Genomic DNA, 24,647 nt, shown 5'->3' on the forward strand with positions numbered 1-24,647 from the left:
TGGTCGTCGGCAGCGTCTGTTGTGTATAAGGTCTGTTGTGTATAAGCGCCCGGGGGGGGGCGGCGGTGCCCGCGGCGGTCCCGCGCGGGGACCACGCTCACGGTGACCAGGCTGCGATCCCGCGCGGCGAGGCCGGGCCGCTCCCAGACGTCGCCGAAGAGGACCTCGTCGGTGACCTCGACGAGCTTGGGCGCGACGCCGACCAGCTCCTGGGGTGCGGACTGCTTCGCCATAGGACGACTCCTTCGCTCACGAACGGTGTGTAACCGGGCCCTTCCGCCTGGAATCAGGTGCCCGCCCTGGCAGCCCGAGGCTCTCGTCCGAGGTGGTCCGCCCGGGAGCCGCAGCAGCGGCCACTACCGAGGGAACCGCAGGTCACGCGCGGGCGGGAGGCACGGCCGTTCCAGGTACTGACAGAACCCCCCTCGCCTGCGCCGGCCCTCCTAGCCTGGAGGGCGTGAGCACCCAGAGCGACATCCGCGAGTTCCTGGCCTCCCGCCGCGCCAAGATCACCCCACAGCAGGCCGGGCTGCCCGCCTACGGCGGCAACCGGCGCGTGCCCGGGCTGCGCCGCGAGGAAGTCGCGATGCTCGCCGGCGTCAGCGTCGACTACTACGTCCGCCTCGAACGCGGTCACCTCGCCGGAGCCTCCGAGGAAGTCCTCGACGCCGTCGCGGGTGCCCTGCAGCTCGACGAGGCCGAACGCGCCCACCTCTACGACCTCGCCCGCGCCGTCACCCGGCGCCCCACCCGCCGCACCAAACGCACCCGCGGCCCGCTGCCGGACAGTGTCCTGCGCGTTCTTGACTCCATGACCGACTCCCCGGCCTTCATCCGCAACGGCCGCCTCGACATCCTCGCCGTCAACCGCCTCGGCCGTGCCCTGTACTCTCCCCTGTTCACCGAGGGCGCACCGCGACCGGTCAACATCGCCCGCTTCCAGTTCCTGGACCCGCACGGCCCGGACTTCTTCCCCGACTGGGAGCAGTCCGTGCACACGACCGTCTCCCTGCTGCGCACCGAGGCCGGGCGGGCTCCCGGCGACAGCGACCTGACCGGGCTGATCGGCGAACTCGTCACCCGCAGCGAGGAGTTCCGCACCGCGTGGGCCAAGCACGACGTGCGCCTGCACCACACCGGCCGCAAAGGCTTCCGTCACCCAGTCGTCGGCGAGATCACCCTCGACTTCGACGCCATGGAGCTGCCCGCACAGCCCGGCCTGACCCTGACCGCGTACAGCACCGGACCCGACTCCCCGGCCCACGACGCACTGCAACTGCTGGCCGCCTGGGCCGCCACCGAAGACGCCTCCGCAGCCACAGACCCGGACCGCACCAGCAGCTACTGAGCCCTGCCGCCGGCCTTCTGGCCTCGCTCACCGCAAGGAGACACACAATGCACACCCGTATCCTCGGCCAGGGCCTTGAAGTCTCGGCGATCGGCCTGGGCTGCATGGGCATGTCCCAGAGCTATGGCCCCAATCCCGGCAACCGGCAGGACATGATCGCCGTGATCCGTGGCGCCGTCGACCGAGGCGTCACCTTCTTCGACACCGCCGAGGTCTACGGCCCCTACACCAACGAAGAGCTCGTGGGCGAAGCACTTGCCCCTCTGCGCGACGAGGTCGTCATCGCGACCAAGTTCGGCTGGCGCATCGAAGACGGCAAGTCCGTCGGTCTCGACAGCCGGCCGGAGCAGATCAAGCGGGTGGCCGACGCCTCGCTGCGCCGGCTGCGCACGGACACGATCGACCTCTTCTACCAGCACCGGGTCGACCCCGACGTGCCGATCGAGGACGTCGCGGGCGCCGTCGCAGAGCTGGTACAGGCCGGCAAGGTGCGGCACTTCGGCCTGTCGGAGGCGGGTGCCGCGACGATCCGTCGTGCGCACGCCGTCCACCCCGTGACGGCGGTACAAAGCGAATACTCTCTGTGGACCCGCGACCCCGAACCCGAAGTCCTGCCCACGCTCGCCGAACTCGGCATCGGATTCGTCCCCTTCAGCCCGCTCGGCAAGGGTTTCCTCACCGGCACGGTCGACACCACGACCGCGTTCACCGACGGCGACATCCGCACCACCATTCCACGGTTCGAGCAGCACAACCTCGCCGCCAACCAGGCACTGATCGACCACGCAGCAGCCCTGGCCCACGCGCAGAACGCCAGCCCCGGACAGGTGGCCCTGGCCTGGCTGCTTGCCCAGCACCCGTCGATCGTGCCGATCCCCGGCACACGCCGCATCGCACGGGTGGAGGAGAACGCCGCCGCCACACAGCTCGCCCTGTCTGCCGACGAACAGGCGGACCTGGACGCGCTGGCGGCCCGCATCGGCGTCCGCGGCGACCGCTACAACGAGATGCACATGAGCCTGGTCGACCAGTAGACGGGCCACCCCCCAGCAGTGCACCCTCCGGACGGCCCAGAGGCCCCGGCCACCGGCGCATCAGCGCCATCAACGGGCTCCTGATCGGCCAACTACATCGTCACAGCTTCTTGACCAGTGAGGACGCAAGGACCTCTGGTCACCTGACGATCGAAGTCACAGTAGATAACACAGGGCCACGGCGTTCAGGATCACGCCGAGCGAGCCGAGTTGGTCCTCCATGTCGTCCCGGTACGCCTGGTGGATGGTGCCGCGCCTGGCCCAGCGGCGTGGGCCGTCCCTCGCGGCCGGACATGGGCACGGACCTGGTTGGTGACGGTCGCGTGGGCTCCTCGGCGAGCTTCCCGTCTGCCTCAGCTTCGTGATCAATCTCAGCGCCAACGGCTGTACCGATGTTCCCCCAAGGCCGGAATCGACCGGTGCAGACCCATTGACCTTGACCGTCCACGACCATAATCTCCGTCCTCATATGTAGACGGCGTCTTCATGTGAGGACCCCATTCAGTGGGTTGAACGGAAGCGGCCGACGTTCAAAGGAGAACCGACATATGCCGCTCGTGGTGGTCGGGATCAGTGTCCTGGTCCTGCTCGTCCTGATGACCAGGCTCAGGCTGAACGGCTTCGCGGCCCTGCTCCTGGTGGCCGTGGGCGTCGGCCTGGTGCAGGGGATCGGGCTGGAGAAGATCCCGGACGTCCTCGCCGAGGGCATCGGCGACCAGATAGGCGACACCATGCTCACCATCGGGCTCGGCGCCATGGTCGGCCGGGTGATGGGCGACTCCGGCGCCGCCCAGCGCATCGCCGGCCGGCTCCTGGACGTGTGCGGGCCCCGCTGGGTCCAGGTGGCCATGGTGCTGACGGCCATGCTCATCGGCGTGACCATGTTCTACGAGGTCGCCTTCGTCATCATCGTGCCGATCGCGTTCACCCTGGTCCGGGTCACCCGGGCGAACCTGCTGTGGGTGGGGCTGCCCATGTCGATCGCCCTGTCCACCATGCACAGCTTCCTGCCACCGCACCCCGGCCCCACCGCGGTGGCCGCGACCTTCCAGGCGTCCGTCGGACTCACCCTGTTCTACGGCCTGTTCATCGCCGTCCCGATCGGCGCCGCCATCGCCCTGCTGTGGCCGCGCCTCCCGTTCGTCCGGGCGATGAACCCGTCCATCCCCAAGGGCCTGGTGAGCGAGCGGGTCTTCGACGAGGACGACATGCCCGGCCTGGGCTGGTCGCTGTCCGTCGCCCTGCTCCCCGTCGTACTGATCGCCGGGGCGGCGGTGACCGACCTGGCGGGCCCGGGCGAAGGCGGCCTGATGCACTTCGTCGCCTTCATCGGCTCCGCGCCGATCGCCCTGCTGCTCACCCTGCTCGTGGCGATCTGGGCGTTCGGCCCGCGCATCGGCCGCAGCCTGGCCGAGGTCAGCACCTCGTGCAAGGAGGCCGCCCAGGCGATGGCGATGATCCTGCTCGTCATCGGAGCGGGCGGCGCCTTCAAGAACGTCCTCGTCGAGGGCGGGATATCCGACTACATCAAGGACGCGACCGACGGCTGGTCCATCTCCCCGATCGTCCTCGCCTGGCTGATCGCCGCCATCCTGCGGGTGGCCCTCGGCTCCGCGACCGTCGCCGTCGTCACCGCCGCCGGCGTGGCACTGCCCCTGCTCGCCGGCAGCGGCGTACACCCCGAGGTGATGGTGCTCGCGGTCTCCTGCGGGTCGATCGCCTTCTCCCATGTCAACGACCCGGGCTTCTGGATGTTCAAGGAGTACTTCAACCTGTCCGTCCTGGACGCCATCAAGGCCCGTACGACCTATACGACGGTCCTCGCGATCCTCGGCCTCGGCGGCGTCCTCGTCCTGGAACAGGCCCTCGACGCCCTCGCCGTCTGACCGACCACCCCCCTCACGAGAACGGCATCCGCCAGCCATGAGCCAGCCCGTCGTCACCCGCTTCACCGTGTATCCGGTCGCCGGCCGCGACTCGATGCTCCTCAACCTCTCCGGAGCCCACGCCCCCTGCTTCACACGCAACGTGGTGGTCCTGGAGGACTCCGAGGGCCGCACCGGCCTGGGCGAGGTGCCCGGCGGGGAGAAGATCACCCGTACCCTGCGGGATGCCGAACCCCTCGTCGTCGGCTCACGCGTCGGCGACTACCAGCGCGTCCTGCGCACGGTCGGGGCGGCCTTCGCCGACCGCGACTCGGGCGGCCGCGGCGCCCAGACCTTCGACCTGCGGACGACGGTGCACGCGGTCACCGCCGTGGAGTCGGCACTCCTCGACCTGCTCGGCCAGCATCTGGAGGTCCCCGTCGCCGCCCTGCTCGGCGACGGCAAACAGCGCGACGCCGTGCGCGTCCTCGGCTACCTCTTCTACGTCGGCGACCCGGACCGCACCGACCTGGACTACGTCCGCGACCCCGACGCCGCCGTCGACTGGTACCGCATCCGGCACGAGGAGGCCCTCACCCCCGAGGCGATCGTCCGCCAGGCCGAGGCCGCCTACGACCACTACGGCTTCCGCGACTTCAAGCTCAAGGGCGGCGTCCTGCCGGGCGCCGAGGAGGTGACGGCCGTACGGGCGCTGAAGGACCGCTTCCCCGAGGCGCGGATCACCCTGGACCCCAACGGCGCCTGGTCCCTGCGCGAGGCCGTCGAACTGTGCCGCCCCCTCGTCGGCACCCTCGCCTACGCCGAGGACCCCTGCGGGGCGGAGGACGGTTACTCGGGCCGGGAGATCCTCGCGGAGTTCCGCCGGGCCACCGGCCTGCCCACGGCGACCAACATGATCGCCACGGACTGGCGTCAGCTCACCCACGCGCTGGCCCTGCAGTCGGTCTCCATCCCGCTGGCCGACCCGCACTTCTGGACCATGCGGGGCTCGGTACGGGTCGCCCAGCTGTGCAACGCCATGGGGCTGACCTGGGGCTGCCACTCCAACAACCACTTCGACATCTCCCTGGCGATGATGGCCCACTGCGGCGCGGCGGCTCCCGGTGAGTACAACGCCCTGGACACCCACTGGATCTGGCAGGAGGGCCGGGAACGGCTCACCGCCGAGCCGCCGCGGATCATCGGCGGGGAGGTCGCCGTACCGGACACGCCCGGCCTCGGAATCCGCCTGGACCAGGACCGGCTCCTGGCCGCGCACGAGCTGTACCGGGAGAAGGCGCTGTCGGGGCGGGACGACGCGGCCGCGATGCGGTACCTGATCAAAGACTGGACCTTCGACGCCAAGCGGCCCTGCCTGGTGCGCTGAGTCGCGGTGAGTCCCGGGTCAGGGGCTCACAGGGCGAAGACGCGACGGGCGTTGCCGTACAGGAACAGCTCCCGCGTCTCCTCGTCGAGGTCCAGGTCGTCCAGGTGCTCCAGGGCCCGACTCGGCGTGATCATGGGGTAGTTGGAGCCGAACAGGACCTTTCGGCGGCCCCGGCCGCGCAGATACTCCACCAGTTCCGGCGGATAGCGGCGCACCGTGTAGGCGCTGGTGTCGATGAAGACGCCTGGGTGCTTGTCGGCGACCGCGATCATCTCCGTCGTCCACGGATATCCGATGTGCCCGCACACGATCGTGAGCTCGGGGAAGTCCAGGGCGACCTGGTCGATGTACGGGATGGGCCGCCCCGTCTCCGACGGCCGCAGCGGGCCGGTGTGCCCGACCTGCGTGCAGAACGGCACGCCGAGGTCCACGCAGGCCGCGTACAGCGGGTAGTACCGCCGGTCGGTGGGCGGCACTTCCCACAGCCACGGGATGACACGCAGCGCCACGAAGCCCGACTCCTCGACGGCGCGCCGCAGTTCCCGTACGGCGGCCATGGGCCGGGCGAGATCCACACCCGCCACTCCGCGCAGCCGCCCGCCGGACTGCTCGACGAAGGCGGCCACCTCGTGGTTGTCGATCAGCGCGCCCTGCGGCCCGTACCAGGCGGCCGCGAGCCCGGTCTCCACGTCCGCGGCCTCCAGCGCGGCCACCGTGACCTCGACGGGCAGCGGCTTGTCGAGCGTCTGCATACCGGTCCACCGGCGCAGCGACTCGAACATCTCGTGGTTGGCGTGGCGCGGCGTCGGATGCTGCATCCAGGCGTCGATGACGGGCACGGGTTCCGCCTCTCTGCGCGAAGGGGGAAGCGGCCGGGGGCTCGCGCAGATCGCGCCTCCCACGCTCCTCCCACCTCACTCACTTCACTAGTGAAGTGAGCATGGCGCCGCCCGGCGACGTCTGTCAACATCGGTCCATGTCCGAGCCCGACCTGCGTCTGTTCTTCCTGCTCCAGCGGGCGGCCCACCGGCTGCGCACCGGTTTCGACCGGCGTCTGCTGGCCGCCGCCGGGATCACCACGGCCCAACTCGGCGCGCTGTACGCGGTCCGTGACGAGCCGGGCATCACCCAGCAGCAACTGGCCCGCGTCCTCGGACTGCGCGAATCCGCCGTCACCGGGCTGGTCGGACGGCTCACCACGGCCGGTCTCGTCGTGAAGCGGGCGCATCCGCGTGAACACCGGGCCGTGGTGCTGGAGTTGACCGCCGCGGGGGCCGCCGCACTCGACGCCGCACAGCCGGAGGTCGACGGGTTCAACGCCGAGGCGCGGGCCCTGCTGGGCGACGACGGTTTCACCCGCACGGCCGAGGCGATGCGGGCACTGGCCCACTGGGAGTCCCTCTGACGCGGGCTATCGTGAGGCCATGCACTCGACGCGGGTCTCCCGGCATGTGAACGCCTCGCGTGCCGCCGTCTACCGGGCACTGCTGGACGCGGACGCCGTCGCGAAGTGGCGGGTGCCGGACGACATGACCGCGCGGGTGCACCACTTCGACGGCACGGAGGGCGGCGCGTTCCGGGTCTCGCTCACCTATGACCTGCCGACCGGCGCGGGCAAGTCTGATGCGCACACCGACACCTATCATGGCCGCTTCGTGAGACTGGTGCCGGACGAGCAGGTCGTCGAAGAGATCGAGTTCGAGACCGACGACCCCGCGCTGCACGGCACGATGACGATGACCACCACCCTCACCGATGCCGACGACGGCACGGACGTCCTCGTCGTGCACGAGGGTCTTCCCGATGCCGTCCCCGCGAAGGACAACGAGACCGGCACGCGGATGGCGCTGGCCAACCTCGCGCGGCTGGTCGAGGCGGAGTCCGGCACTCGCTGAGCGGCCTCGTGGGCATCACCTATAGCTGATCTTTGCCTGGGGTTCGCCGAGCGTACGAAAGCGCTCGCTTGCATCGGTGTATGAAAACCGAACTGTTGTCAGGGCTGCGTGTCGACTACACCGATCAGGACGATCCCGTACTGATCCGGCCGGACGGCAGTCCGGTGGACACCTGGCGTGAGAACTACCCGTACGAGCAGCGCATGGAGCGCCCGGAGTACGAGTGGCACAAGCGGCTCCAGCAGATCGAGCTGCTGAAGCTGCAGAGCTGGATCAAGGAGAGCGGGCGGCGACTCGTCATCGTCTTCGAGGGACGGGACGCGGCCGGCAAGGGCGGCACGATCAAGCGGTTCACGGAGCATCTCAACCCGCGCGGCGCGCGCGTGGTCGCGCTGGAGAAGCCGACCGAGCGCGAGCGCGGACAGTGGTACTTCCAGCGGTACGTCGAGCATCTGCCGACCGCCGGTGAGATCGTGCTGTTCGACCGGTCCTGGTACAACCGGGCCGGCGTGGAGCGGGTGATGGGCTTCTGCACCGACGACGAGTACCGGCGGTTCATGCGGCAGGCCCCGGCCTTCGAGCGGATGCTGGTGGACGACGGCGTGGACCTGGTCAAGTTCTGGTTCTCGGTGTCCCAGGGCGAGCAGCGCACCCGCTTCACGATCCGCCAGGTCGACCCCGTACGACAGTGGAAGCTGAGCCCCATGGACCTGGCGTCGCTGGACCGCTGGGACGACTACACCGCCGCCAAGGTCGCCATGTTCCGCGAGACGGACACCGACCACGCGCCCTGGACGGTGGTCAAGAGCAACGACAAGAAGCGGGCCCGCGTCGAGGCGATGCGCAGCGTGCTGGCCCGCTTCGACTACGCCGACAAGGACGACGAGGTCGTCGGCGCCCCCGACCCCCGCATCATCGGCGCTGCCGCGGGCCTGCTGGAGGCAGGCGAGGACGACACGGAGCAGCGCTGACGCACCGGTGCTAGCGCGGCACCACCGTGACGCGGTGGAAGTTGCACTCGGACCGGGCCGGGTCGCCGACGGGGGACGATCCGGTCTGGTGGGCCTTGAGTGCCATGCTGACCAGGCTCATCAGCAGATCGACGTCGGTGTCGCAGTCGAGGTGGACGGTCACCCAGCGGGAACCCGCGACCAGCCGGATCGCGGTCGACTCCTGGAGGTCGGCGCGAAAGCGCTCGATGGCCCTCTCGGTGAGGTGCAGGTCCACGTCGTGGTCGGAATGGAAGTGCACGATCTCGCTGTGGACGGTGCGCAGGGCCCGTCCTGCGCCGCAACTGGCCGGGCCCGAACTGAGGTCGGGCCAGACTTCCAGTTGCTCCATGGCGCGCTGGGCCAGTGTCATGCACCCATAGTCGCTCGATCACCGCGTCGCAACCAGAGGTTGAGCGATTCGTAACCGGGGCGTGAGGTACCTCTCGGCCACTGCGGCCTAGTCGGGAGGTGTGGGTGTGTCGTGTGTGCGGTACATCGCCTGGACGTCCAGCTCCAGCTGCACCGTCGGACCGACCACCGCGATCCCGCGGGCGAGCATGCTGCGCCAGTTCAGTGTGTAGTCCTCCCGGTGCAGCTCCGCCTTGGCCAGGGCCGCACAGCGCAGTTCCTCGCCGTAGCCGCCGTTGACGGAGCCCAGGTAGGTGGTGTCCAGCTCGACGGAGCGGCTGATCCCGTGCATGGTCAGGGAGCCGTGCAGGGTCCACTTGGTGCCGCCCCGGTAGGCGAAGCGGGTACTGGCGAAGTCGATGTACGGGTAGCGCTCGACGTTCAGGAAGTCGGCCGAACGCAGATGGTTGTCCCGGGTGTTGTTGCCCGTGGTGATGCTGGCCGCGTCGATACGCACCGACACCTGGGACGCGGCCATGTCCTGCGCCACCCGGATGCCGCCCGTGAACCGTTCGAAACGGCCGTGGACATGGGCCATGCCGACATGCTTGGCGATGAACCGGATCGCCGTGTGCGGCGGGTCGAACAGCCAGGTGCCGGGCGCCGGCAGATCCAGCTGCCGCCCCGAGATCAGCTGGACCCGCGCGGTGGGAGGCGTCGTACCGGCGGCGACGTCCAGGGTCTCCTGGTGTGGAGTGAGGCCCTCGGCCGTGATGCGCAGGCCGTAGCGGCCCGGGGGCAGCGCGGCGAAGAACAGCCCGTACGGATCCGTGGTGCCCCGCACCACGACCTCGTGCGAGTCCATCGCCGTGACCGTCACATCGGCGCCCCGCATCGGCAGCCCCACCGGATCCACGACCTCGCGGCCCACACCACCCGCACCCGGCGGAACGGGAAACCCGGCGGCGGGCACCCCCCGGGAGCGTCGACTCCTGAGCAGTCCTAGGGGCATGGCAGTCACCTTCCTGAGGGGGTGGGGATGTGGGGGGGGAGGGGAGAGGGACGGGGGGGCTTACCGGGCCGCGGTCACCGGCGGTGCGCCCTCGTACGCCGCCCGCAGCACGGCGAGCGCGCCGTCCACGGTGACCGGGCGGGGATTGGCGTACGCCTGGCCCGCGGTGCGGGCGGCAGCCGTCGCCAAGTCGGCCTCGGTGAGGCCGAGTTCGGCCAGGGAACGGGGCGCGCCGAGGCGCCCGGCCAGTTCCCACAGGGCCGTCGGCGCGTCCTCGGCGTCCAGGGCGCGTGCGACCGCCGCTGCCGCCTGCGGTGCGGCGGGCGCGTTGTGGGCCAGGGCGTACGGCAGGACCACCGTGTGCGTCTCGGCGTGCGGCAGATCGAAGGTGCCGCCCAGGACATGGCACAGCTTGTGGTGCAGGCCCATCGTGGTGGCGCCCAGACACGACCCGCACAGCCAGGCGCCGTACAGCGCACGGCCGCGCGCCTGGAGCGACGTCGGTTCCGCGGCCACCTCGGGCAGTGCCCGCCCCATCGCCCGTACGGCCTCCTCGGCCATCAGCGTCACCAGGGGCGAGGTGTCCGGGGCGTACAGCGCCTCCACGGCGTGGGCGATCGCGTTGACGCCGCTGGTCACGGAGAGCGGCACGGGCAGGGAGAGGGTGAGCTCGGGGTCGTAGACGACGCTGCGGGGCTGCACGGCCGGGTCGCGGCCGGTGCGTTTGGCGCCGTGCTCGGTCAGGCCCCAGACCGGGGTCATCTCCGAGCCGGAGTAGGTGGACGGCACCGCGATCAGCGGCAGTCCGGTGCGCAGCGCGATCGCCTTGCCCAGCCCGATCGACGAGCCGCCGCCGACCGCCACACACCCGTCGGCACCCGCCGCCCGGGCCACCTCGACGGCCCGGTCGGCGACCTCGACGGGCACGTGCATCCGGGCCCCGTCGTGCAGGCCCGCACAGGCCGGGCCCAGCGCGTCCGCGACGGCTCGGGCGGTGTCCGCCCCGCGCGCGCCGCACACCACCAACAGCCGCCGCAGACCGAGGCGTTCGGCCTCACCGGGCGTCGCCGACACCGCGGCGCCGGGCCGCAGGACGACCCGCACCGGCCGGGTCTCGTACGAGAAGTCGAGCGAGAAGGCGGGGGAGAAGTCGGGGGAGCCGGTCACGCCCGCTCCAGGACGAGGTCGAAGCGGGCGTGCCGGAAGGGGTTCGCCACGCCGTACTCGCGGGCCAGGGCCGGGTCGTTCGTCGACGCGAAGTCCTGCACCAGGCTCTGTTTGACGGCGAACACGGCGTCGGAGTCCAGGTATGCGCTGCCCGCCACGAAGATGTGCGTGGTCACCGGCGTGTGGCCGGCGGCCGAGGCGATGAAGTGGATGTGGGCCGGGCGGTAGGGGTGCCGTCCCGTGGCCCGCAGCAGGTCGCCGACCGGGCCGTCCGTCGGGATCGGATACGGGCTCGGCACACAGGTACGGAACCAGAAGCGGCCCTCGGCGTCCGCCGTGAACAGGCCCCGGCCGTTGCCCGGCGGCTGTACGTCCGGGCGCTGCACGTCGTAGAAGCCGTGCCCGTCGGCCTGCCACACGTCGACCACCGCGCCGGGCAGCGGTTCGCCGTCCCGGGACAGCACCCGGCCGCTGACCACGCACGGCTCGCCGTCACCGACCAGGTCGATGTTCGCGCCGAGCGCGCGCTCGGGGGACTCGGTCATGTGGAAGGGGCCCAGCACCGTCGACTCGGTGGCGCCCGGGCCCTGGCGCTCGTTGATCGTCTCGACGAGCATCGACAGCCCGAGCACGTCCGACAGCAGGATGAACTCCTGACGGGTGTCCGTGCACGCCTGCCCGGTCGCCGTCAGGAAACCGATCGCCCGCTCCCACTCCTCCTGCGTCAGCCGGGTCTCCCGCGCGAAGGCGTGCAGATGCCGGACCAGACCGGAAAGCAGCTCCCGCAGCCGTGGATCGGCGGTCCCGCGCAGACTGGCGACGGCCTCGTCGGTGACTGTCGGCTCGCCGGTCATGTGGGCTCCTTCCCCGGCCTTCTGTCCTTCCCCGGATTCCTGTCCTTCTCCGGCTTTCCGTTCTTCCCCGGCTTCCTCGGCGCTCATCTCAACCGTGCCCGAGAATCCGGCGCAGCGCGTCCGCGAGCAACCGTTCGGCGTCCTCTGCCGCCCCGGCGTGCCGGAACGCCACATACCCGTCGGGGCGTACCAGGAGGGCGCCCGCGTCGGAGATCCCCCTGAGGTTCGCCCAGTCGCCGTACGGGTCCTCGTACTCCTGCCCCGGCCCGATCACCACCGTGGCGAGGTCGAGGGGCTGCGCCTCGGCGGCCCGCACCCAGGCGTCGCCGCCGATGCCGGTGAGCAGGGTGAAGCGGCCCTTGCCGACGGTGTCCAGGGTCGACACGGTCCGGGTTCCCGAGGTGATCCAGGCGTGCGGGAGCTTGGCGCCGGGGCGGGAGGTCGGCTGATGGTGCAGCTCGGGGTCGCGGGTGAAACCGGGGTCGGGGGTGCCGTCCGGGACGACGGCGGCAGAGCTTTCGGCGCAATAGCGCTGGTTGAGATCGACGCCGTGCGCGTTGAACTCGTACACCTTGAACGCGATCGCCTCACGCAGCGCCGTCCGCTGCTTCTCGGCCGCCTCCGTGGCGTCCTTGCGGGCGGCGATGTTGGCCCACAGCCGCTCCGGGGTCTGCGGAGACAGCCCGTCCAGCGCCTCGAAGACCGGCGCGGTCTCGGCGATGGACTTGTTCGCGCGGGTCACGATCTGCTTCCCGACCGGAGCCCGCTCGGCGTCATAGGTGTCCAGGAGCCTCGGCGAGGCCACGCCGTCAAGGACCAGCTTCAGCTTCCACGCCAGGTTGTAGGAGTCCTGGATGGAGGTGTTGGAGCCGAGCCCGTTGGACGGCGGATGACGGTGCACGGCGTCACCGGCGCAGAAGACCCGCCCGTTGGCGTACGTCTCGGCGTACATCTCGTTCACCGTCCACGCCGACGACGACTTGATCGTCACCGGTATGTCGTCGTCGCCGACCAGCTGCCGTACGACGGACAGCGCGTACTCCTCGGTGAGGTCGGGGGCGCCCGCGGTCACGTCGTAGCCCCACACGATCAGCCACTCGTTCCAGGGCCGTACACAGCGCACCAGGCCCGCGCCGATGCCGCCCACCGTGGCGCCGGGCGCCAGCACCCAGTAGAGGGTGGAGGGCCGGTGCGCGGTGTACTTCGACAGATCCGCGTCGAAGACGATGTTGATGCTGCCCGCGACACCCATCTGCCCGCCCATCGGCAGCCCCGCGTCCTCGGCCACCTTGGAACGGCCGCCGTCGGCGCCGATCAGGTACTGGGCGCGGATCGTGTACTCGTCGCCGCGCAGCCGGTCCTCGACGGTGACCGTGACACCGGCCTCGTCCTGCACGAAGGACTTGTACACCGTGCTGAACCGGAAGTCGGTGCCGCGCGCGATCGCCGCGTTCACCAGTACCGGCTCCATCAGATGCTGCGGCATGTCGCACATCCGGGTCGGGCTGGCCAGCTCGTGCGCCGCCTGCACCAGCGGATCGTTGCCCCAGGAGCGGACCCGGCCCAGCTCCTCGCCGGCCAGGCTGGTGCAGAACGTCGTGTTGCCCATGAGGTGCTGGGGCGTCGCCTTGGCGATGACCTCCTCCTCGACGCCCAGATCGCGCAGCACCTCCATGGTCCGCTGGTTGGTGATGTGCGCACGGGGGGTGTCGGCAAGGCTCGCGTACCGGGTGACGACCATGTTGCGCACGCCGTAGCTGCTCAGCGCGAGCGCGGCCGACGCGCCCGCCGGGCCGCTGCCCACGATCAGTACATCGGTCTCGACGACGGTGTGCACGACAGAACGCTCCAGGAGATGAGACAGGAGGGGAGACAGGGCAGGGGAGCGGAGGGGAACAGACTCCGGCCTTTCATGATCATGGAGCGGGGTGGCCGGTCATGGGTGTCTCAATACGAGACAACCCGCCGTCGTCCGGCGCGTGACGCCCCCGATACGGTGAGGGACGCCATGACCACCGCGGAACATCCCCCTGCCCTCGCCCCGCTACGCCAGGCCCGCGAACGGTTCCTGACGGGACGTCCCCTCCCGGACGGCGTCCCGGACGACATCGTCGCCGCCTGGCGGCGCGCCCGGTTCTTCGGCGTGCGGCCCGATCTCGACGGCCCGGCACCGGAGCCGGCCCACCCGGCCGACTCGCCCCTGCTGGAGGCGGCACGCCCCGTGCTCGCCCGCATCGCCTCCGCCCTGGACGCCGCAGGCTCGGCGCTCATCCTCACCGACGAGCGGCTGCGGGTGCTGTGGTCGGCCGGCAGTGCGCCCGGCGACGACGCGTGCCGCGACCTGTCCGAGCGGGAGGTCGGCCACAACAGCGCCGCGCTCGCGCTGCGCACTCGGCGCCGGGCGGAGGTGCACGGCCCCGAGCACTTCCTCGACGTGTGGCAGGACGTCTCCGCGGTCAGTGTGCCCCTGCTCTCCCCGGAGACGGGTCAGGCCCTGGGCACGGTGACTGTCGCCTCCGGCCTCTGCGCCGGCTGCCGCCCGCACCCCGGCGCCGCCCTCGCCGAGTCGGCCGCGGCTGCCGTGGAGGCGGAACTGCGGGCACGCGCGCGTACCGCGGAACGCGCCCTGCTCGACGCCTACGAGCGGGCCGCGCGGGAGAACGGACGGGCGGTCGTCGCCCTGGACGGCCGTAACCGCGTGGTCAGCGAGGCGGCGGCACGTCTTGCCTCGCCGCAGGTGCTGGAGGCGTTGGAGCGAGCCGCGCTGGAGCGGGCCACGCGCGCGTGGGGGAGGGGGAGTGCGGAGTCGTACGACATCCCGCTTCCCGAGGGCGCCGGGTGCACGGCCGAGATCACTCCGGTACGGCACGACGGCCGTGTCCTCGGCCTGGTCGCCGTACTCGAACCACGTCCCGTGGAGTCGGCGGCGGCACCGCTCTGTCCGGCGGGCTCGCTGGTGGGGAGCTCGGTGCCGTGGCGGCACGCGGTCGCGCGGGCGGCGGCCCTGGCCCGCACCGAGGGGCCGCTGCTCGTCGTGGGTGAGCGGGGCACCGGGAAGGCCGCACTCGCCCTCGAACTCCTCGACGGCAAGGCCCCGTTGGTCGTGGACGCCGCCGAGTCACCCGAACTCGACCTCAACGGCGACGAGCGCGGCGAGACGGGGGTCCCCCTCACGGAAGGCTGGGGGAGGACGGGCGATCGCCCGCTGCTGCTGAGGCACGCCGAGCGGCTGGCCCAGCCGGACGTCGCCGCCCTCAACTCCCTCCTGGACGAGCGCCCCGATGTCCATCTGGTCGTCACCTACACTCCCGGAACGCCGCCGGGCCCCTGTCTGCAGCGACTTCTCGACACCCTCGCGGCCCGCTCGGTGACCGTGCCCGCCCTGCGCGAACGCCCCGAGGACATCAGGGAGTTGCTGCCCGTCCTCGCACCCCGGCCCGCCCCCGGCAGCCCGCCGCTGACCTGGACGCTGGACGCGCTGCGGGCGCTGGAACAACATCCCTGGCCCGGCAACGTCACCGAACTCGCCCACCTCGTACGGGCGCTGGCGAGTCAGCGCCGGGTCTCCGGGCCGGTGCGGCGGGGCGAACTGCCGGACCCCGTCCGGGAGGGGCCCGCGGGGCGGAGCCTCAGCCCGATGGAGCTCGCCGAACGGGCCGCGATCCTGGAGGCGCTGCGCCGCCACGGCGGCAACAAGGCACGCGCCGCGGCGGCGTTGGGGATCGCGAGGGCGACCCTTTACCGGAAGCTCAGGGAGTATCAGGGGCCCGCCTCTGTGAGGTGAGGCGGGCCGCACCGTGTCGTGGGGCGGGCTGCACCGTGAGGTGAGGCGGGCCGCCTGATCACTCAGTTCCTCTGGGGGCCTCAGCGTGCCCCGGTCCAGTTGTGCGCGACGTCGACCACGACCCGGCCGGTCGCCACCCACACCCGGAACGGCAGCCGTGCCCGGACCCCGAGCCCGATCTGTGTGTCCCCTTCGAAGCTGCCGGCGAACCGTGCGTCCCGGAAGGTGCGGTAGCCCGTGAGGTCCACGCCCGACAGGCGCTCACCGGCGCGCACGGGATACGTGGGCTTCCCGGTGTCCGGGTCGTAGGCCGGGGCGGCCACCCGCACTTCGAGGACGGCTCCGCCGCCCACCGGGATGTAGTTGCCCGAGCCGTCCTGGTGGAGGCGGCTGACGTACCGGACCGAGTAGCCGAGGGCGCCCGTGCCCGCGCCGGGGACGTCGACGACCATGCGGTCGAAGCAGGCGTGCCGGCCGGTCCTGATGTTCGTCACCGACTCCGTCGTGGCGGCGGAGCGGGTCTTGGCCACACTGCCCCAGCCCGTGGGGCAGGCCGTGGCCTGGGCCGTCGTGCCGACGGGTGCGGCGCCGGCCGGAACCGCCGCCACTCCCAAAGTGGTGCCCATGAGCGCGAGTGCCGCCCATGCCGTTCTCTTTCGTACCATTGCGTCCCCCGGGGAGGCGATCGGTCTGATATCTGGTGAGACACCCGGGTTGGCTCAATGGTTGCACCGTTCGCGAGAGACGGCACGGGAACCATCCGGAACAAGCCAGGAACATCGATGAGCAGCGCCCACGCCGACATGGGGAACGCCGATCGCCGCCCATGCCGAGGCCCGGGCAGTGCTCGGGAACCCGCGCCGGTGCCGGGACGTTCCATGAAGGACCGGGCGATGCACGGGTGCGTACGAGTGGGGGGCGATGTTGGCACAGGTACTGGTCATCGGGGGTGGAATCGCCGGTGCGGGAGCGGCTCTTGCCGTGCACAAGGCGGGATTCGACGTCACTGTGCACGAGGCGCACCCCGACTCCGCCGAGGACATCGGCGCGTTTCTCACCCTCGCGAGCAACGGTATGCGCGCGCTCGCGGAGATCGACGCCTCGGCCGCGGTCACCGCGATCGGCTTCCCCCTCACCTCGATGCGGGTCCTCGACGACACGGGCACCCAGGTGGCCCAGGTGCCGCTCGGCGAGGCCGGCACCCCCCACCTGCGGTACCGCTGCCTGCGGCGCGGTGATCTCAACGCCGCCTTACAGGCCGAGGTGACAGGCCGCGGCATCGACATCCGGCACGGCGCCCGCCTCGTATCCGTCGAGGAAGAACCGGACGGCGTCACCGCCCGCTTCGCCGACGGCAGTACGGCCACCGGCGATCTCCTCATCGGTGCCGACGGCCTGAACTCGACCGTTCGCCGGACCGTCGCCCCCGACGCCCGCCCGGACTACGCCGGACAGTACGTCTTCTACGGCTACACCGACGCCACACCCCCGTCCGGCGAGGGCGAGACGATCACCATGGTCCGCGGCAGCTCCGTCGCGTTCGGATACGCGGTGTCGCCCGCGGGGGAGACGTACTGGTTCGCCCGCGTCACCGACACCCCCCTGGCCGCCGACGACCTCGGCCACGGCACCCCCGCCCGATGGCGCGACCTGCTGCTGCCGCTGCTGCGCAAGGACGCCACCCCCGCGGCCGACCTGGTCGCGGCCACCTCCGACCGGCTGATGGTCACCAACGCCACCGAACTGCCCACCGGGACGCCCTGGCGCTCCGGCCGCACCCTGGTCATCGGCGACGCGGCCCACGCGGCGTCCCCCGCCACCGGGCAGGGCGCGTCCATGGCCCTGGAGGACGCCGTCGTCCTCGCCAAGTCCCTGCGGGACACACCGGACACCGACAGTGCCATCGCCCTCTACGAGACGCTCCGCCGCCCGCGCGTGGAGAACAACATCACGGTCAGCGGCAACATCTCCCGCGGCACTCACACCCCGTCAGGCCCCGGCCCCGGCCCCGGCCCCGGCCCTGGTCCTGGTCCTCGACCCGGTCCCGGCGCCGCGCGTGGCAGTCGGCCCGGCGACGACGAGCTGATACGACACCTGGAGTGGGGCACCGAACTGCGGCCACCCGGGCCGTAGATCGATGGAGTGACCAACCGGCGCAACCCCGGCGAGCAACCGCCCCTCATACATGTCGAACCACCCCGGGTTCTCGGAGAGGAGCGTCTGTTGGCCCGTCAGTTGTCACGTCGACAGTTCGTGGTCTATTCGCTCGCGGCGACCACCCTGACCGTCGCCGCACCGCTCGGCTGCGAGGGCTCGACCGCGGAAGGCGCCGAGGAAGCCGCGGACGGCGCCCGCCCGTCGTCCGAGGTGGTGGCCACCGGCACCGACGAGGAGATGCTGGTCCTGGAGGTCACCGCGGCCAACAGGATCGTCGTACGGCTGCCGCGTGTGGAGGTCGGCCAGGGCGTCACCACCGCCGTCGCCATGATGATCGCCGAGGAGCTGGACGCCCGGCTCGCCGACGTCGACATCCCGCTCGCGGACGCCCGCGGCAAGGGCAACCAGTTCACCGGAGGCTCGAACTCGGTCAGTTCGCTGTACGGTCCGGCCCGGCACCTGGCCGCCACCGCCCGCGCCAAGCTGGTGACCGCGGCCGCCCGGCGCTGGCACGTTCCCGCGCGGACGCTGCGCACCCGGGGCACCCGTGTCTTCGCACCGGACGGGCGCACCGCCACCTTCGGCTCGCTGAGCCGAAGCGCCGCCCGGATCACCCGGCCGGCCGTGCCGACCACACCCAAGCCCGCCTCCCAGCACCGGGTGATCGGACGGCCGACGACCCGGATCGACGCCCGCGACATCGTCACCGGCAAGGCGAAGTACACCGGAGACCTCGCGGTCGCCGGAGCCAAGCCGACGGTGGTGGTCCGGCCGCCGACGCTCGGCGGCAAGGTCGTCTCGGTCGACTCCGCGGCCGCACGCGCCATGCCCGGCGTGCACGCCGTCGTCCGGATCGACGGTGGTGTCGCCGTGGTCGCGGAGACCTTCCACCACGCCTTCCAGGCCCGCGACGCACTCAAGATCAAGTGGGCGCCGGGCCCGCTGGCGAACCTCTCCGACGCGCAGATCCGCTCTCGGCTGCGCGCGGCCGTCCCGAAACTGGGCACCCCGCCGAGCGGATCGGCGCAGACCGAGGCCGAGTTCGAGTTCGCCTTCGTCAGCCATGCGCCGATGGAGGTGCTCACGGCGGTGGCCGACGTTCGCGACGGGCGTGCCGAGATCTGGTTCTCCTCCCAGACCCCGCAGTCCGCACGCGACGACATCGCCGCGACGATCGGCCTGCCCGCGTCGAAGATCCGGGTCCATGTCCTGCGCGGCGGCGGCTCGTTCGGACGCCGGCTGAACTACGACGCCGCGATCGAGGCGGCCCTCATCTCCAAGAAGGCACGCCGGCCGGTGAAGCTGATGTGGAGCCGGGCGGACGACGTCCGGCACGGCAGAATGCGCCCCGCCTCCCACCACCGGATCCGGGCCAGTCACGCCCAGGGCCGGGTGGTGGCCTTCGCCCACGCGACGGCCTCGGTCAACGAGTCCGCCGGGAAGCAGGGCCTGTCCACCCAGGGCGGCCTGTCCACCCAGGGCGGTGTCCGCCCGGCCGCCGTCACTCCCGCCGCGGCCCCGCTCCCCAGCGACAGCGGCCTCTACAACTTCGGCCGCCTCTCCGGCGACTCGGGCTCGGTCGGCCTGGCGATCCCCCTCGGCGCCTGGCGCTCGGTGGACTCCGGCACCGTACGCACCGCCGAGGAGATCGTCGTCGACGAGGTCGCCCGCAGCCTGGGCAAGGACCCGGTCGCCTTCCGCCGTACGACACTGCGCGGCAAGGCCGTCAAGGCCGTACTGGACAAGGTCGCGACCGCCGGGAAATGGGGCCGGACCATGCCGCCGGGCCACGCCCAGGGAGTCGCCGTCCACGAGGAGTACGGCTCCTGTGTGGCCTGTCTGGTCGAGATCGACGCCGTCGACCCGAAGAACCCCCGGGTGACCAAGGTGGTGATGGCGGCCGACGTCGGCACGGCCGTGAACCCGCGCGGACTTGAGGCCCAGCTCATGGGCACCGCCGTCGACGGCATCTCCACGGTGCTGCGGGCCGGACTGCACATCGACAAGGGCGCCGTCCGCGAGAGCAGCTACGCCGACTTCCACTACGCCCGCCAACGGCACGCCCCACCGCACTTCGAGGCGCACATCATGCCCTCCAAGGGCGACCCCGGCGGAGCCGGCGAACTCGGCGTCCCGGCCGCGTCCGGAGCCGTCGCCAACGCCTACGCCCGCGCGACCGGCACCAAGCCGCGCCGCTTCCCCCTGAACTTCTGAGCCTCGTCCGAGAAGGTACCGATGCCGTCCTACTCCTTCACCCTCAACGGCAAGCGCGTCACCGTCGAGGCCCCCGCCGACATGCCCCTGCTGTGGGTGCTGCGCGACCTGCTGAACGTCACCGGCCCCAAGTACGGCTGCGGCATCGGCGCCTGCCGCGCCTGCACAAGCCATCTCGACGGCGACGAGATCCAGCCCTGCGTCGTCCCGGTCGCCGACTGCTCCGGCCGCGAGGTCACCACCATCGAGGGCCTGGCCGACGGCGACCGCCTGCACCCCGTGCAACAGGCCTGGCTGGACTGCGACGTGGCCCAGTGCGGCTTCTGCCAGCCGGGCCAGATCATGGCCACGGCCGCCCTCCTGAAGAAGACACCCCGACCGACCGACGCCGACATCGACGGCATCGAGAACGTCTGCCGCTGCGGCACCTACTCCCGGATCCGTGAGGCGATCAAGAAGGCGGCCGCCAACAGCTGACCAGGTGACTTCGGTAGGGCGCGGCGCCGCCGTACGCTGACGGCCGTGCACCACAACTTCGAGGACCCGGGCGCCGTCGCGGCGCACCTCACCGGACGCACCGCCACCGGGGTGCGCCGGCTCTCCGGCACGCTCGCCGAAGTCACCCTCGACGACGGCCGGATGGTGATGGTCAAACGCGGCGACGGCGACCGGGCGGCCCAGGCCGAGGCGGCCGGGTTGCGCTGGCTGGCGGAGGCAGGCACGGTCCGCATCCCCGCAGTGCACGGCCAGGACGGGCCGTGGTTGGTCACCGACCGGGTGGCGACCGGTCGGCCCAGCGCCGAGGCCGCGCAGCGACTGGGCCGCGAGCTCGCCGCCCTGCACACGGCCGGCGCCCCCGCCTTCGGCGCCCCGCCACCCGGCGGCCCCGAGGACGCCCGCATCGGCCTCGCCCCGATGCGCAACGTCACCGGCCCCGACTGGCCCCGCTGGTACGCCGAGCACCGGGTGCTGCCGTATCTGCGCCGTGCGGTCGACGAAGGCACGGTCCGCGGCACGGAGGCACCCGTCATCGAGCGGGTCTGCGAGCGGCTCCCCGAACTGGCCGGCCCCGTCGAGCCGCCCGCCCGGCTGCACGGCGACCTGTGGAACGGCAACGTCCTGTGGGGCGCCGACGGACACGCCTGGCTGATCGACCCGGCCGCGCACGGCGGGCACCGCGAGACGGACCTGGCGATGCTGCACCTCTTCGGCTGCCCCCACCTGGACCGCGTCCTGGACGGCTACCAGGAGGCCGCGCCCCTCGCCGACGAGTGGCCCGACCGGATCGGAGTCCACCAGCTCTTCCCGCTCCTCGTGCACGCGGTGCTCTTCGGCCGCGGTTACGCCGAACAGGCCCTGGCGACTGCCGAGTCGGCTCTGACGGGCTGACGGTGCCGGATCGCTGCCCGGGTCGCGGTCGGATGGCTGTTGCCGGCGCACAGAGCATTGACTCGGCTTCCACCGCTCCCCACAGTGGCGTGACTACGGAGTCAAAGCAGCCCCGCACAGCCACTGCCGCACCCCTGGGACGTGAGGGTCTTTCACGAGCGGTGACTCACGTGGCACCACGCACCGGACCGCCCGTGAACGCGTCCAGCAGGGTCCGGTCGCCCAGCGGGCGGTCCAGTGCGACGGTCACCTTCTTGGACAGCAGCTGGAGCGTGCAGGGACCGTCCTTGGTCCCGACGAAGTAGGCGGACAGCACGACACTGCCGTCCGTCTCCAGGACGTCCACGCCGGGCCCGTCGTCGCATGCCCCGTGGTGGGCCAGTACGGTGACGGACCGGCCGTCGGCGGACACCTCGACCAGCTTGTCGAGGTCCCACAGCTCGCTGCTGGTGTAGTCGACCGGTCCGATGGGCGACTTCGGCGGCTTGGCGGAGCTGAGGGCGACCCGTTTGAGCGGAGTGTCATAGCCCTTGATCGTGAACAGCCATGCCGGGACGGTGGCCGGGCCGCGGCTGGTGGCCAGCGTCATCTCGCCCGGCTTCGCCCCGGTCACCGTGAGACGCGGCCCGGGGCCGTTCGGCCCGCCCAGCTTCTCGTAGGCCGCCCGCGCCCCCATGAGCGGCAGCGTGAGCGAGTCACCGTTCTGCCAGGTCACCTTCGCATCCTTCCGCGGGGGCTTGGGGAGGTCGCCGCGCAGCGCGAAGTTCTGGGTTTCGTACGCCTCCTTGTCGGCGTCGTTGTGGAAGGCGCCCTCGGGCAGCTGCACCGGGTCGCCCATCGGGTAGTAGCCCTTGCGCCAGGTCTCGGCGGCCGGTGAGCCGTCCCAGGCCCTGGCCACCTTGAGCGCGCGGGGCCTGGTGTCGGGTGCCGGATCGGACTGCTCCTGGCTCGCCGTGCCGCTGCCGCTGCCGCATCCGGCGGCGAGCAGGCCGAGTGCGGTGAGCAACCGGACGGTGCGTGGGACGGTCGTACGCATGGATCCCCCCGAGCGGACGGCGATGAGCCGGTCAGGGCGGCGGTCGACACCGCCCGACACTGTGACGCGGGAAGAGGGCGCCGCGTTCGGCCAGGCGATCCGGATTTTCTTGAGTTCCGCGGTCCACGGATGTCGAGAACGTGCCGGCCGCTCCGTCCCAGGGACATCAGCGGCCACCACCGGCCGCACGAGGAAGAAGAGGAAGAGGGAGAAACCGGCATGGCGATTCAGCGGATGGACAACGTCGGCATTGTCGTGGAGGACATGGATGCCGCCATCGCGTTCTTCGTGGAGCTCGGTATGGAGCTGGAGGGCAGGGCGCAGGTCGAGGGCGCCTTCGCCGACCAGTGCACCGGACTCGACGGCGTCCGCTGCGACATCGCGATGCTCCGGACCCCGGACGGTCACAGCCGGCTGGAGCTGGCGAAGTACCGCAGCCCCGCGGTGATCAGCGCCGGGCCGCGCGACCGGCCGCACAACATTCTGGGCACGCACCGCGTCATGTTCGCCGTCGACGACATCAAGGACACCGTTGCCCGCCTGCGCCCGCACGGCGCCGGACTCGTCGGGGAGATCGCCCGGTTCGAGGACAGCTATCTGCTCTGCTACGTCCGCGGCCCGGAGGGCATCATCGTCGGACTGGCCGAGCAACTGCGCTGAGATGGAGGAAGCGGATCAGATCATCGGTCGGGCTCCTCAGACGACGGCGTCGGCGCGCAGGGCCTCGATCTCCTCGCCGGTACGGCCCAGTTCGGTCAGGATCGCCTCGGTGTGCTCGCCCACCGCGGGCACCGGGTCCATCCGTGCGGGCACGCCGGCGAGGTCGGCCGGCGGCAGCAGGGCCCGTGCCGTCGCGCCGCCGGGTACCGTCACGTCGCGCCAGCGGTCGCGGCCGGACAGCACCGGGTGGTCCAGGAACGCGGCGACGTCGTTGACCCCGGCGCAGGCGATGCTGATGGACTCCAGGTCCTTGAGGATCTCGTCGGCGTCGGAGCGGGCGCAGCGCTCGGCGACCACGGCGTTGAGCTCGTCACGGTGGGCCACGCGGGCCGAGCTCGTGGCGAAGCGAGGATCGTCGGTCAGCTCGGGCCGGCCCAGGAACTGCGCGCACAGGACGGCCCACTCACGCTCGTTCTGGATGGAGAACAGCACCTCACGGCCGTCGGCGGCCGGGTAGGCGCCGTACGGGGCGAGGGTGGGGTGCTGGGTGCCGAGCCGGGGAGGCTGGGTGCCGCCGTACTGCGTGTAATAGGCGGGCTGCCCCATCCACTCCGCAAGCGCCTCGAACAGGGACACCTCCACCGGGTGCGCCGTGCCCGTGGTGGCGCGGGTGTACAGGGCGGTGAGGACGCCGCTGTACGCGTACATCCCGGCGGCGATGTCGGCGACGGAGATGCCCACCCGCGCCGTCTCGTCGGGGGTCCCGGTCAGCGACACCAGCCCGGTCTGGCACTGCACCAGCAGGTCGTACGACTTCCGGTCGGCCCACGGCCCGGAGGTGCCGTACCCCGAGATCGTGCACGGGATCAGCCGCGGCCACCGCTCGCGCAGCGCGTCGGTGCCCAGGCCGAGGCGGTCGACGGCACCGGGCGCCAGGTTCTGCACGAACACGTCGGCGCCGTCGAGGAGTTGGTGCAGGATCTCCTGGCCCTGCGGGGCCTTGAGGTCCAGCGTGAGGGATTCCTTGGACCGGTTGAGCCACACGAAATAGCTGGACTGCCCGTGCACCGTCGTGTCGTACCGCCGGGCGAAGTCCCCGTCCCCGGGCCGCTCGACCTTGATCACGCGCGCTCCGAGGTCGGCGAGCTGCCGGGTGGCGTAGGGGGCGGCGACGGCCTGCTCAAGGCTGACGACGGTGACACCGGACAGGGGAAGGTGGGGCGCGCTCATAGGGGCATGTGTACGGGCACATGGGAGATCGCGTCAACGGCGCATGATCGGGCCGGCCGGGGCGCGGCCGGGCCCAGGTCACTTCGGTCGGGGAGCGGCCGGGGCGCCGCGCGGCCTCAGACGGGTACGCGGAGTGTCTCGACCGCCCGGACCAGCGGGGCCAGTTCGGGGTTCTCAGCGGCCGTGTCGAGGGCCTCGCGCAGGGCCGTGTCGTTGGTGGGGCGTGCCTCTGCGAGGAGCTTGAGGCCTGCTTCGGTGACGTTGGTGTAGATGCC

22 protein-coding genes and 2 pseudogenes are annotated in these 24,647 nt (G+C 71.6%); 13 read left to right on the top strand and 11 right to left on the bottom strand.

Features of this window, described 5'->3' with window-relative positions; translation table 11 throughout:
- Positions 1 to 233, bottom strand: a pseudogene (locus tag ACFWYS_RS36060) (hypothetical protein); the annotation flags it as partial.
- A gap of 215 nt (positions 234 to 448) precedes the next feature.
- Between ACFWYS_RS36060 and ACFWYS_RS36065 the strand changes: the two are divergent.
- The 4 genes from ACFWYS_RS36065 (at position 449) to ACFWYS_RS36080 (ending at position 5,634) form a co-directional block, all read left to right on the top strand.
- The gene (locus ACFWYS_RS36065) at positions 449 to 1,348 is read left to right on the top strand and encodes a helix-turn-helix transcriptional regulator (RefSeq protein WP_384778322.1); all 900 of its coding nucleotides are present in this window, start codon (positions 449 to 451) and stop codon (positions 1,346 to 1,348) included.
- Positions 1,349 to 1,395: 47 nt separating this feature from the next.
- The gene (locus ACFWYS_RS36070) at positions 1,396 to 2,382 is read left to right on the top strand and encodes an aldo/keto reductase (protein ID WP_384778265.1); all 987 of its coding nucleotides are present in this window, start codon (positions 1,396 to 1,398) and stop codon (positions 2,380 to 2,382) included.
- Between the two features lie 509 nt (positions 2,383 to 2,891).
- Positions 2,892 to 4,268, top strand: coding sequence for a gluconate:H+ symporter (locus tag ACFWYS_RS36075; protein WP_384778268.1), 1,377 nt, complete (start codon positions 2,892 to 2,894; stop codon positions 4,266 to 4,268).
- Between the two features lie 37 nt (positions 4,269 to 4,305).
- Positions 4,306 to 5,634: an enolase C-terminal domain-like protein gene (locus ACFWYS_RS36080; protein WP_384778271.1), complete on the top strand. Its 1,329-nt coding sequence runs from the start codon at positions 4,306 to 4,308 to the stop codon at positions 5,632 to 5,634.
- A 26-nt stretch (positions 5,635 to 5,660) separates the two neighbouring features.
- Here the strand turns inward: ACFWYS_RS36080 and ACFWYS_RS36085 are convergent, their stop codons facing one another.
- Positions 5,661 to 6,473 (bottom strand): amidohydrolase family protein, encoded by an 813-nt coding sequence (locus tag ACFWYS_RS36085; protein ID WP_384778274.1) that lies wholly within the window; start codon positions 6,471 to 6,473, stop codon positions 5,661 to 5,663.
- A gap of 137 nt (positions 6,474 to 6,610) precedes the next feature.
- On the opposite strand from ACFWYS_RS36085, the gene ACFWYS_RS36090 reads away from it, so the two are divergent.
- The 3 genes from ACFWYS_RS36090 (at position 6,611) to ppk2 (ending at position 8,500) form a co-directional block, all read left to right on the top strand.
- Positions 6,611 to 7,039 carry a MarR family winged helix-turn-helix transcriptional regulator gene (locus ACFWYS_RS36090; RefSeq protein ID WP_384778277.1) on the top strand — a complete coding sequence of 143 codons (429 nt, stop codon included), beginning with the start codon at positions 6,611 to 6,613 and terminating at the stop codon, positions 7,037 to 7,039.
- 19 nt (positions 7,040 to 7,058) lie between these two features.
- Positions 7,059 to 7,529, top strand: coding sequence for an SRPBCC domain-containing protein (locus ACFWYS_RS36095; RefSeq protein ID WP_384778280.1), 471 nt, complete (start codon positions 7,059 to 7,061; stop codon positions 7,527 to 7,529).
- Between the two features lie 80 nt (positions 7,530 to 7,609).
- On the top strand, positions 7,610 to 8,500 hold the full coding sequence (gene ppk2 / locus ACFWYS_RS36100) for a polyphosphate kinase 2 (RefSeq protein WP_384778283.1): 891 nt from the start codon (positions 7,610 to 7,612) through the stop codon (positions 8,498 to 8,500).
- Between the two features lie 10 nt (positions 8,501 to 8,510).
- Here the strand turns inward: ppk2 and ACFWYS_RS36105 are convergent, their stop codons facing one another.
- From ACFWYS_RS36105 to ACFWYS_RS36125, 5 genes are all read right to left on the bottom strand, one after another.
- Positions 8,511 to 8,891 (bottom strand): luciferase family protein, encoded by a 381-nt coding sequence (locus ACFWYS_RS36105; protein WP_384778286.1) that lies wholly within the window; start codon positions 8,889 to 8,891, stop codon positions 8,511 to 8,513.
- 87 nt (positions 8,892 to 8,978) lie between these two features.
- Positions 8,979 to 9,881 carry a YceI family protein gene (locus tag ACFWYS_RS36110; RefSeq protein WP_384778290.1) on the bottom strand — a complete coding sequence of 301 codons (903 nt, stop codon included), beginning with the start codon at positions 9,879 to 9,881 and terminating at the stop codon, positions 8,979 to 8,981.
- Between the two features lie 60 nt (positions 9,882 to 9,941).
- Positions 9,942 to 11,048, bottom strand: a complete 1,107-nt coding sequence (locus ACFWYS_RS36115; RefSeq protein WP_384778293.1) for a maleylacetate reductase — start codon at positions 11,046 to 11,048, stop codon at positions 9,942 to 9,944.
- Positions 11,045 to 11,902: an intradiol ring-cleavage dioxygenase gene (locus ACFWYS_RS36120; RefSeq protein WP_384778296.1), complete on the bottom strand. Its 858-nt coding sequence runs from the start codon at positions 11,900 to 11,902 to the stop codon at positions 11,045 to 11,047. The genes ACFWYS_RS36115 and ACFWYS_RS36120 overlap by 4 nt, the downstream gene beginning before the upstream one ends.
- Before the next feature lie 88 nt (positions 11,903 to 11,990).
- A complete protein-coding gene (locus ACFWYS_RS36125) occupies positions 11,991 to 13,739 on the bottom strand; it encodes an FAD-dependent oxidoreductase (protein WP_384778299.1) in 1,749 nt (582 codons plus the stop codon).
- 171 nt (positions 13,740 to 13,910) lie between these two features.
- On the opposite strand from ACFWYS_RS36125, the gene ACFWYS_RS36130 reads away from it, so the two are divergent.
- A complete protein-coding gene (locus ACFWYS_RS36130) occupies positions 13,911 to 15,686 on the top strand; it encodes a helix-turn-helix domain-containing protein (RefSeq protein WP_384778302.1) in 1,776 nt (591 codons plus the stop codon).
- 80 nt (positions 15,687 to 15,766) lie between these two features.
- On the opposite strand, the gene ACFWYS_RS36135 is transcribed toward ACFWYS_RS36130, so the two are convergent.
- Positions 15,767 to 16,312, bottom strand: coding sequence for a hypothetical protein (locus ACFWYS_RS36135; RefSeq protein ID WP_384778305.1), 546 nt, complete (start codon positions 16,310 to 16,312; stop codon positions 15,767 to 15,769).
- A gap of 295 nt (positions 16,313 to 16,607) precedes the next feature.
- Here ACFWYS_RS36135 and ACFWYS_RS36140 point away from each other — a divergent pair, with 295 nt between their 5' ends.
- The 4 genes from ACFWYS_RS36140 to ACFWYS_RS36155 all read left to right on the top strand — a co-directional run bounded on the left by ACFWYS_RS36140 (position 16,608) and on the right by ACFWYS_RS36155 (position 21,446).
- Positions 16,608 to 17,819: an FAD-dependent oxidoreductase gene (locus tag ACFWYS_RS36140; RefSeq protein WP_384778308.1), complete on the top strand. Its 1,212-nt coding sequence runs from the start codon at positions 16,608 to 16,610 to the stop codon at positions 17,817 to 17,819.
- Positions 17,820 to 17,939: 120 nt separating this feature from the next.
- Entirely contained in the window at positions 17,940 to 20,057 is a 2,118-nt protein-coding gene (locus ACFWYS_RS36145; protein WP_384778325.1) for a molybdopterin cofactor-binding domain-containing protein, read from the top strand.
- Positions 20,058 to 20,078: 21 nt separating this feature from the next.
- Complete coding sequence (locus ACFWYS_RS36150) at positions 20,079 to 20,534, top strand: (2Fe-2S)-binding protein (protein WP_147998190.1); 456 nt, start codon at positions 20,079 to 20,081, stop codon at positions 20,532 to 20,534.
- A 45-nt stretch (positions 20,535 to 20,579) separates the two neighbouring features.
- Complete coding sequence (locus ACFWYS_RS36155; protein ID WP_384778311.1) at positions 20,580 to 21,446, top strand: fructosamine kinase family protein; 867 nt, start codon at positions 20,580 to 20,582, stop codon at positions 21,444 to 21,446.
- A gap of 166 nt (positions 21,447 to 21,612) precedes the next feature.
- Here the strand turns inward: ACFWYS_RS36155 and ACFWYS_RS36160 are convergent, their stop codons facing one another.
- Positions 21,613 to 22,482 (bottom strand): hypothetical protein, encoded by an 870-nt coding sequence (locus ACFWYS_RS36160; RefSeq protein WP_384778314.1) that lies wholly within the window; start codon positions 22,480 to 22,482, stop codon positions 21,613 to 21,615.
- Positions 22,483 to 22,701: 219 nt separating this feature from the next.
- On the opposite strand from ACFWYS_RS36160, the gene ACFWYS_RS36165 reads away from it, so the two are divergent.
- Positions 22,702 to 23,142, top strand: a complete 441-nt coding sequence (locus ACFWYS_RS36165) for a VOC family protein (RefSeq protein WP_384778316.1) — start codon at positions 22,702 to 22,704, stop codon at positions 23,140 to 23,142.
- Between the two features lie 36 nt (positions 23,143 to 23,178).
- On the opposite strand, the gene ACFWYS_RS36170 is transcribed toward ACFWYS_RS36165, so the two are convergent.
- Both ACFWYS_RS36170 and ACFWYS_RS36175 read right to left on the bottom strand, forming a co-directional pair.
- Entirely contained in the window at positions 23,179 to 24,372 is a 1,194-nt protein-coding gene (locus ACFWYS_RS36170; RefSeq protein WP_384778319.1) for a CaiB/BaiF CoA transferase family protein, read from the bottom strand.
- A 116-nt stretch (positions 24,373 to 24,488) separates the two neighbouring features.
- A pseudogene (locus ACFWYS_RS36175) lies at positions 24,489 to 24,647 on the bottom strand (MarR family transcriptional regulator); the annotation flags it as partial.

The sequence above is a fragment of the Streptomyces sp. NPDC059010 genome, assembly GCF_042740355.1.
Lineage (GTDB): Bacteria > Actinomycetota > Actinomycetes > Streptomycetales > Streptomycetaceae > Streptomyces.

Bases quoted from the DNA above. Each gene is read 5' to 3' on its own strand.
- ACFWYS_RS36070 (WP_384778265.1), top strand. From the start codon at position 1,396: ATGCACACCCGTATCCTCGGCCAGGGCCTTGAAGTCTCGGCGATCGGC.
- ACFWYS_RS36080 (WP_384778271.1), top strand. From the start codon at position 4,306: ATGAGCCAGCCCGTCGTCACCCGCTTCACCGTGTATCCGGTCGCCGGC.
- ACFWYS_RS36110 (WP_384778290.1), bottom strand. From the start codon at position 9,881: ATGCCCCTAGGACTGCTCAGGAGTCGACGCTCCCGGGGGGTGCCCGCC.
- ACFWYS_RS36130 (WP_384778302.1), top strand. From the start codon at position 13,911: ATGACCACCGCGGAACATCCCCCTGCCCTCGCCCCGCTACGCCAGGCC.
- ACFWYS_RS36165 (WP_384778316.1), top strand. From the start codon at position 22,702: ATGGCGATTCAGCGGATGGACAACGTCGGCATTGTCGTGGAGGACATG.
- ACFWYS_RS36160 (WP_384778314.1), bottom strand. From the start codon at position 22,482: ATGCGTACGACCGTCCCACGCACCGTCCGGTTGCTCACCGCACTCGGC.
- ACFWYS_RS36135 (WP_384778305.1), bottom strand. From the start codon at position 16,312: ATGGGCACCACTTTGGGAGTGGCGGCGGTTCCGGCCGGCGCCGCACCC.
- ACFWYS_RS36140 (WP_384778308.1), top strand. From the start codon at position 16,608: ATGTTGGCACAGGTACTGGTCATCGGGGGTGGAATCGCCGGTGCGGGA.
- ppk2 (WP_384778283.1), top strand. From the start codon at position 7,610: ATGAAAACCGAACTGTTGTCAGGGCTGCGTGTCGACTACACCGATCAG.
- ACFWYS_RS36090 (WP_384778277.1), top strand. From the start codon at position 6,611: ATGTCCGAGCCCGACCTGCGTCTGTTCTTCCTGCTCCAGCGGGCGGCC.
- ACFWYS_RS36105 (WP_384778286.1), bottom strand. From the start codon at position 8,891: ATGACACTGGCCCAGCGCGCCATGGAGCAACTGGAAGTCTGGCCCGAC.
- ACFWYS_RS36095 (WP_384778280.1), top strand. From the start codon at position 7,059: ATGCACTCGACGCGGGTCTCCCGGCATGTGAACGCCTCGCGTGCCGCC.
- ACFWYS_RS36170 (WP_384778319.1), bottom strand. From the start codon at position 24,372: ATGAGCGCGCCCCACCTTCCCCTGTCCGGTGTCACCGTCGTCAGCCTT.
- ACFWYS_RS36150 (WP_147998190.1), top strand. From the start codon at position 20,079: ATGCCGTCCTACTCCTTCACCCTCAACGGCAAGCGCGTCACCGTCGAG.
- ACFWYS_RS36120 (WP_384778296.1), bottom strand. From the start codon at position 11,902: ATGACCGGCGAGCCGACAGTCACCGACGAGGCCGTCGCCAGTCTGCGC.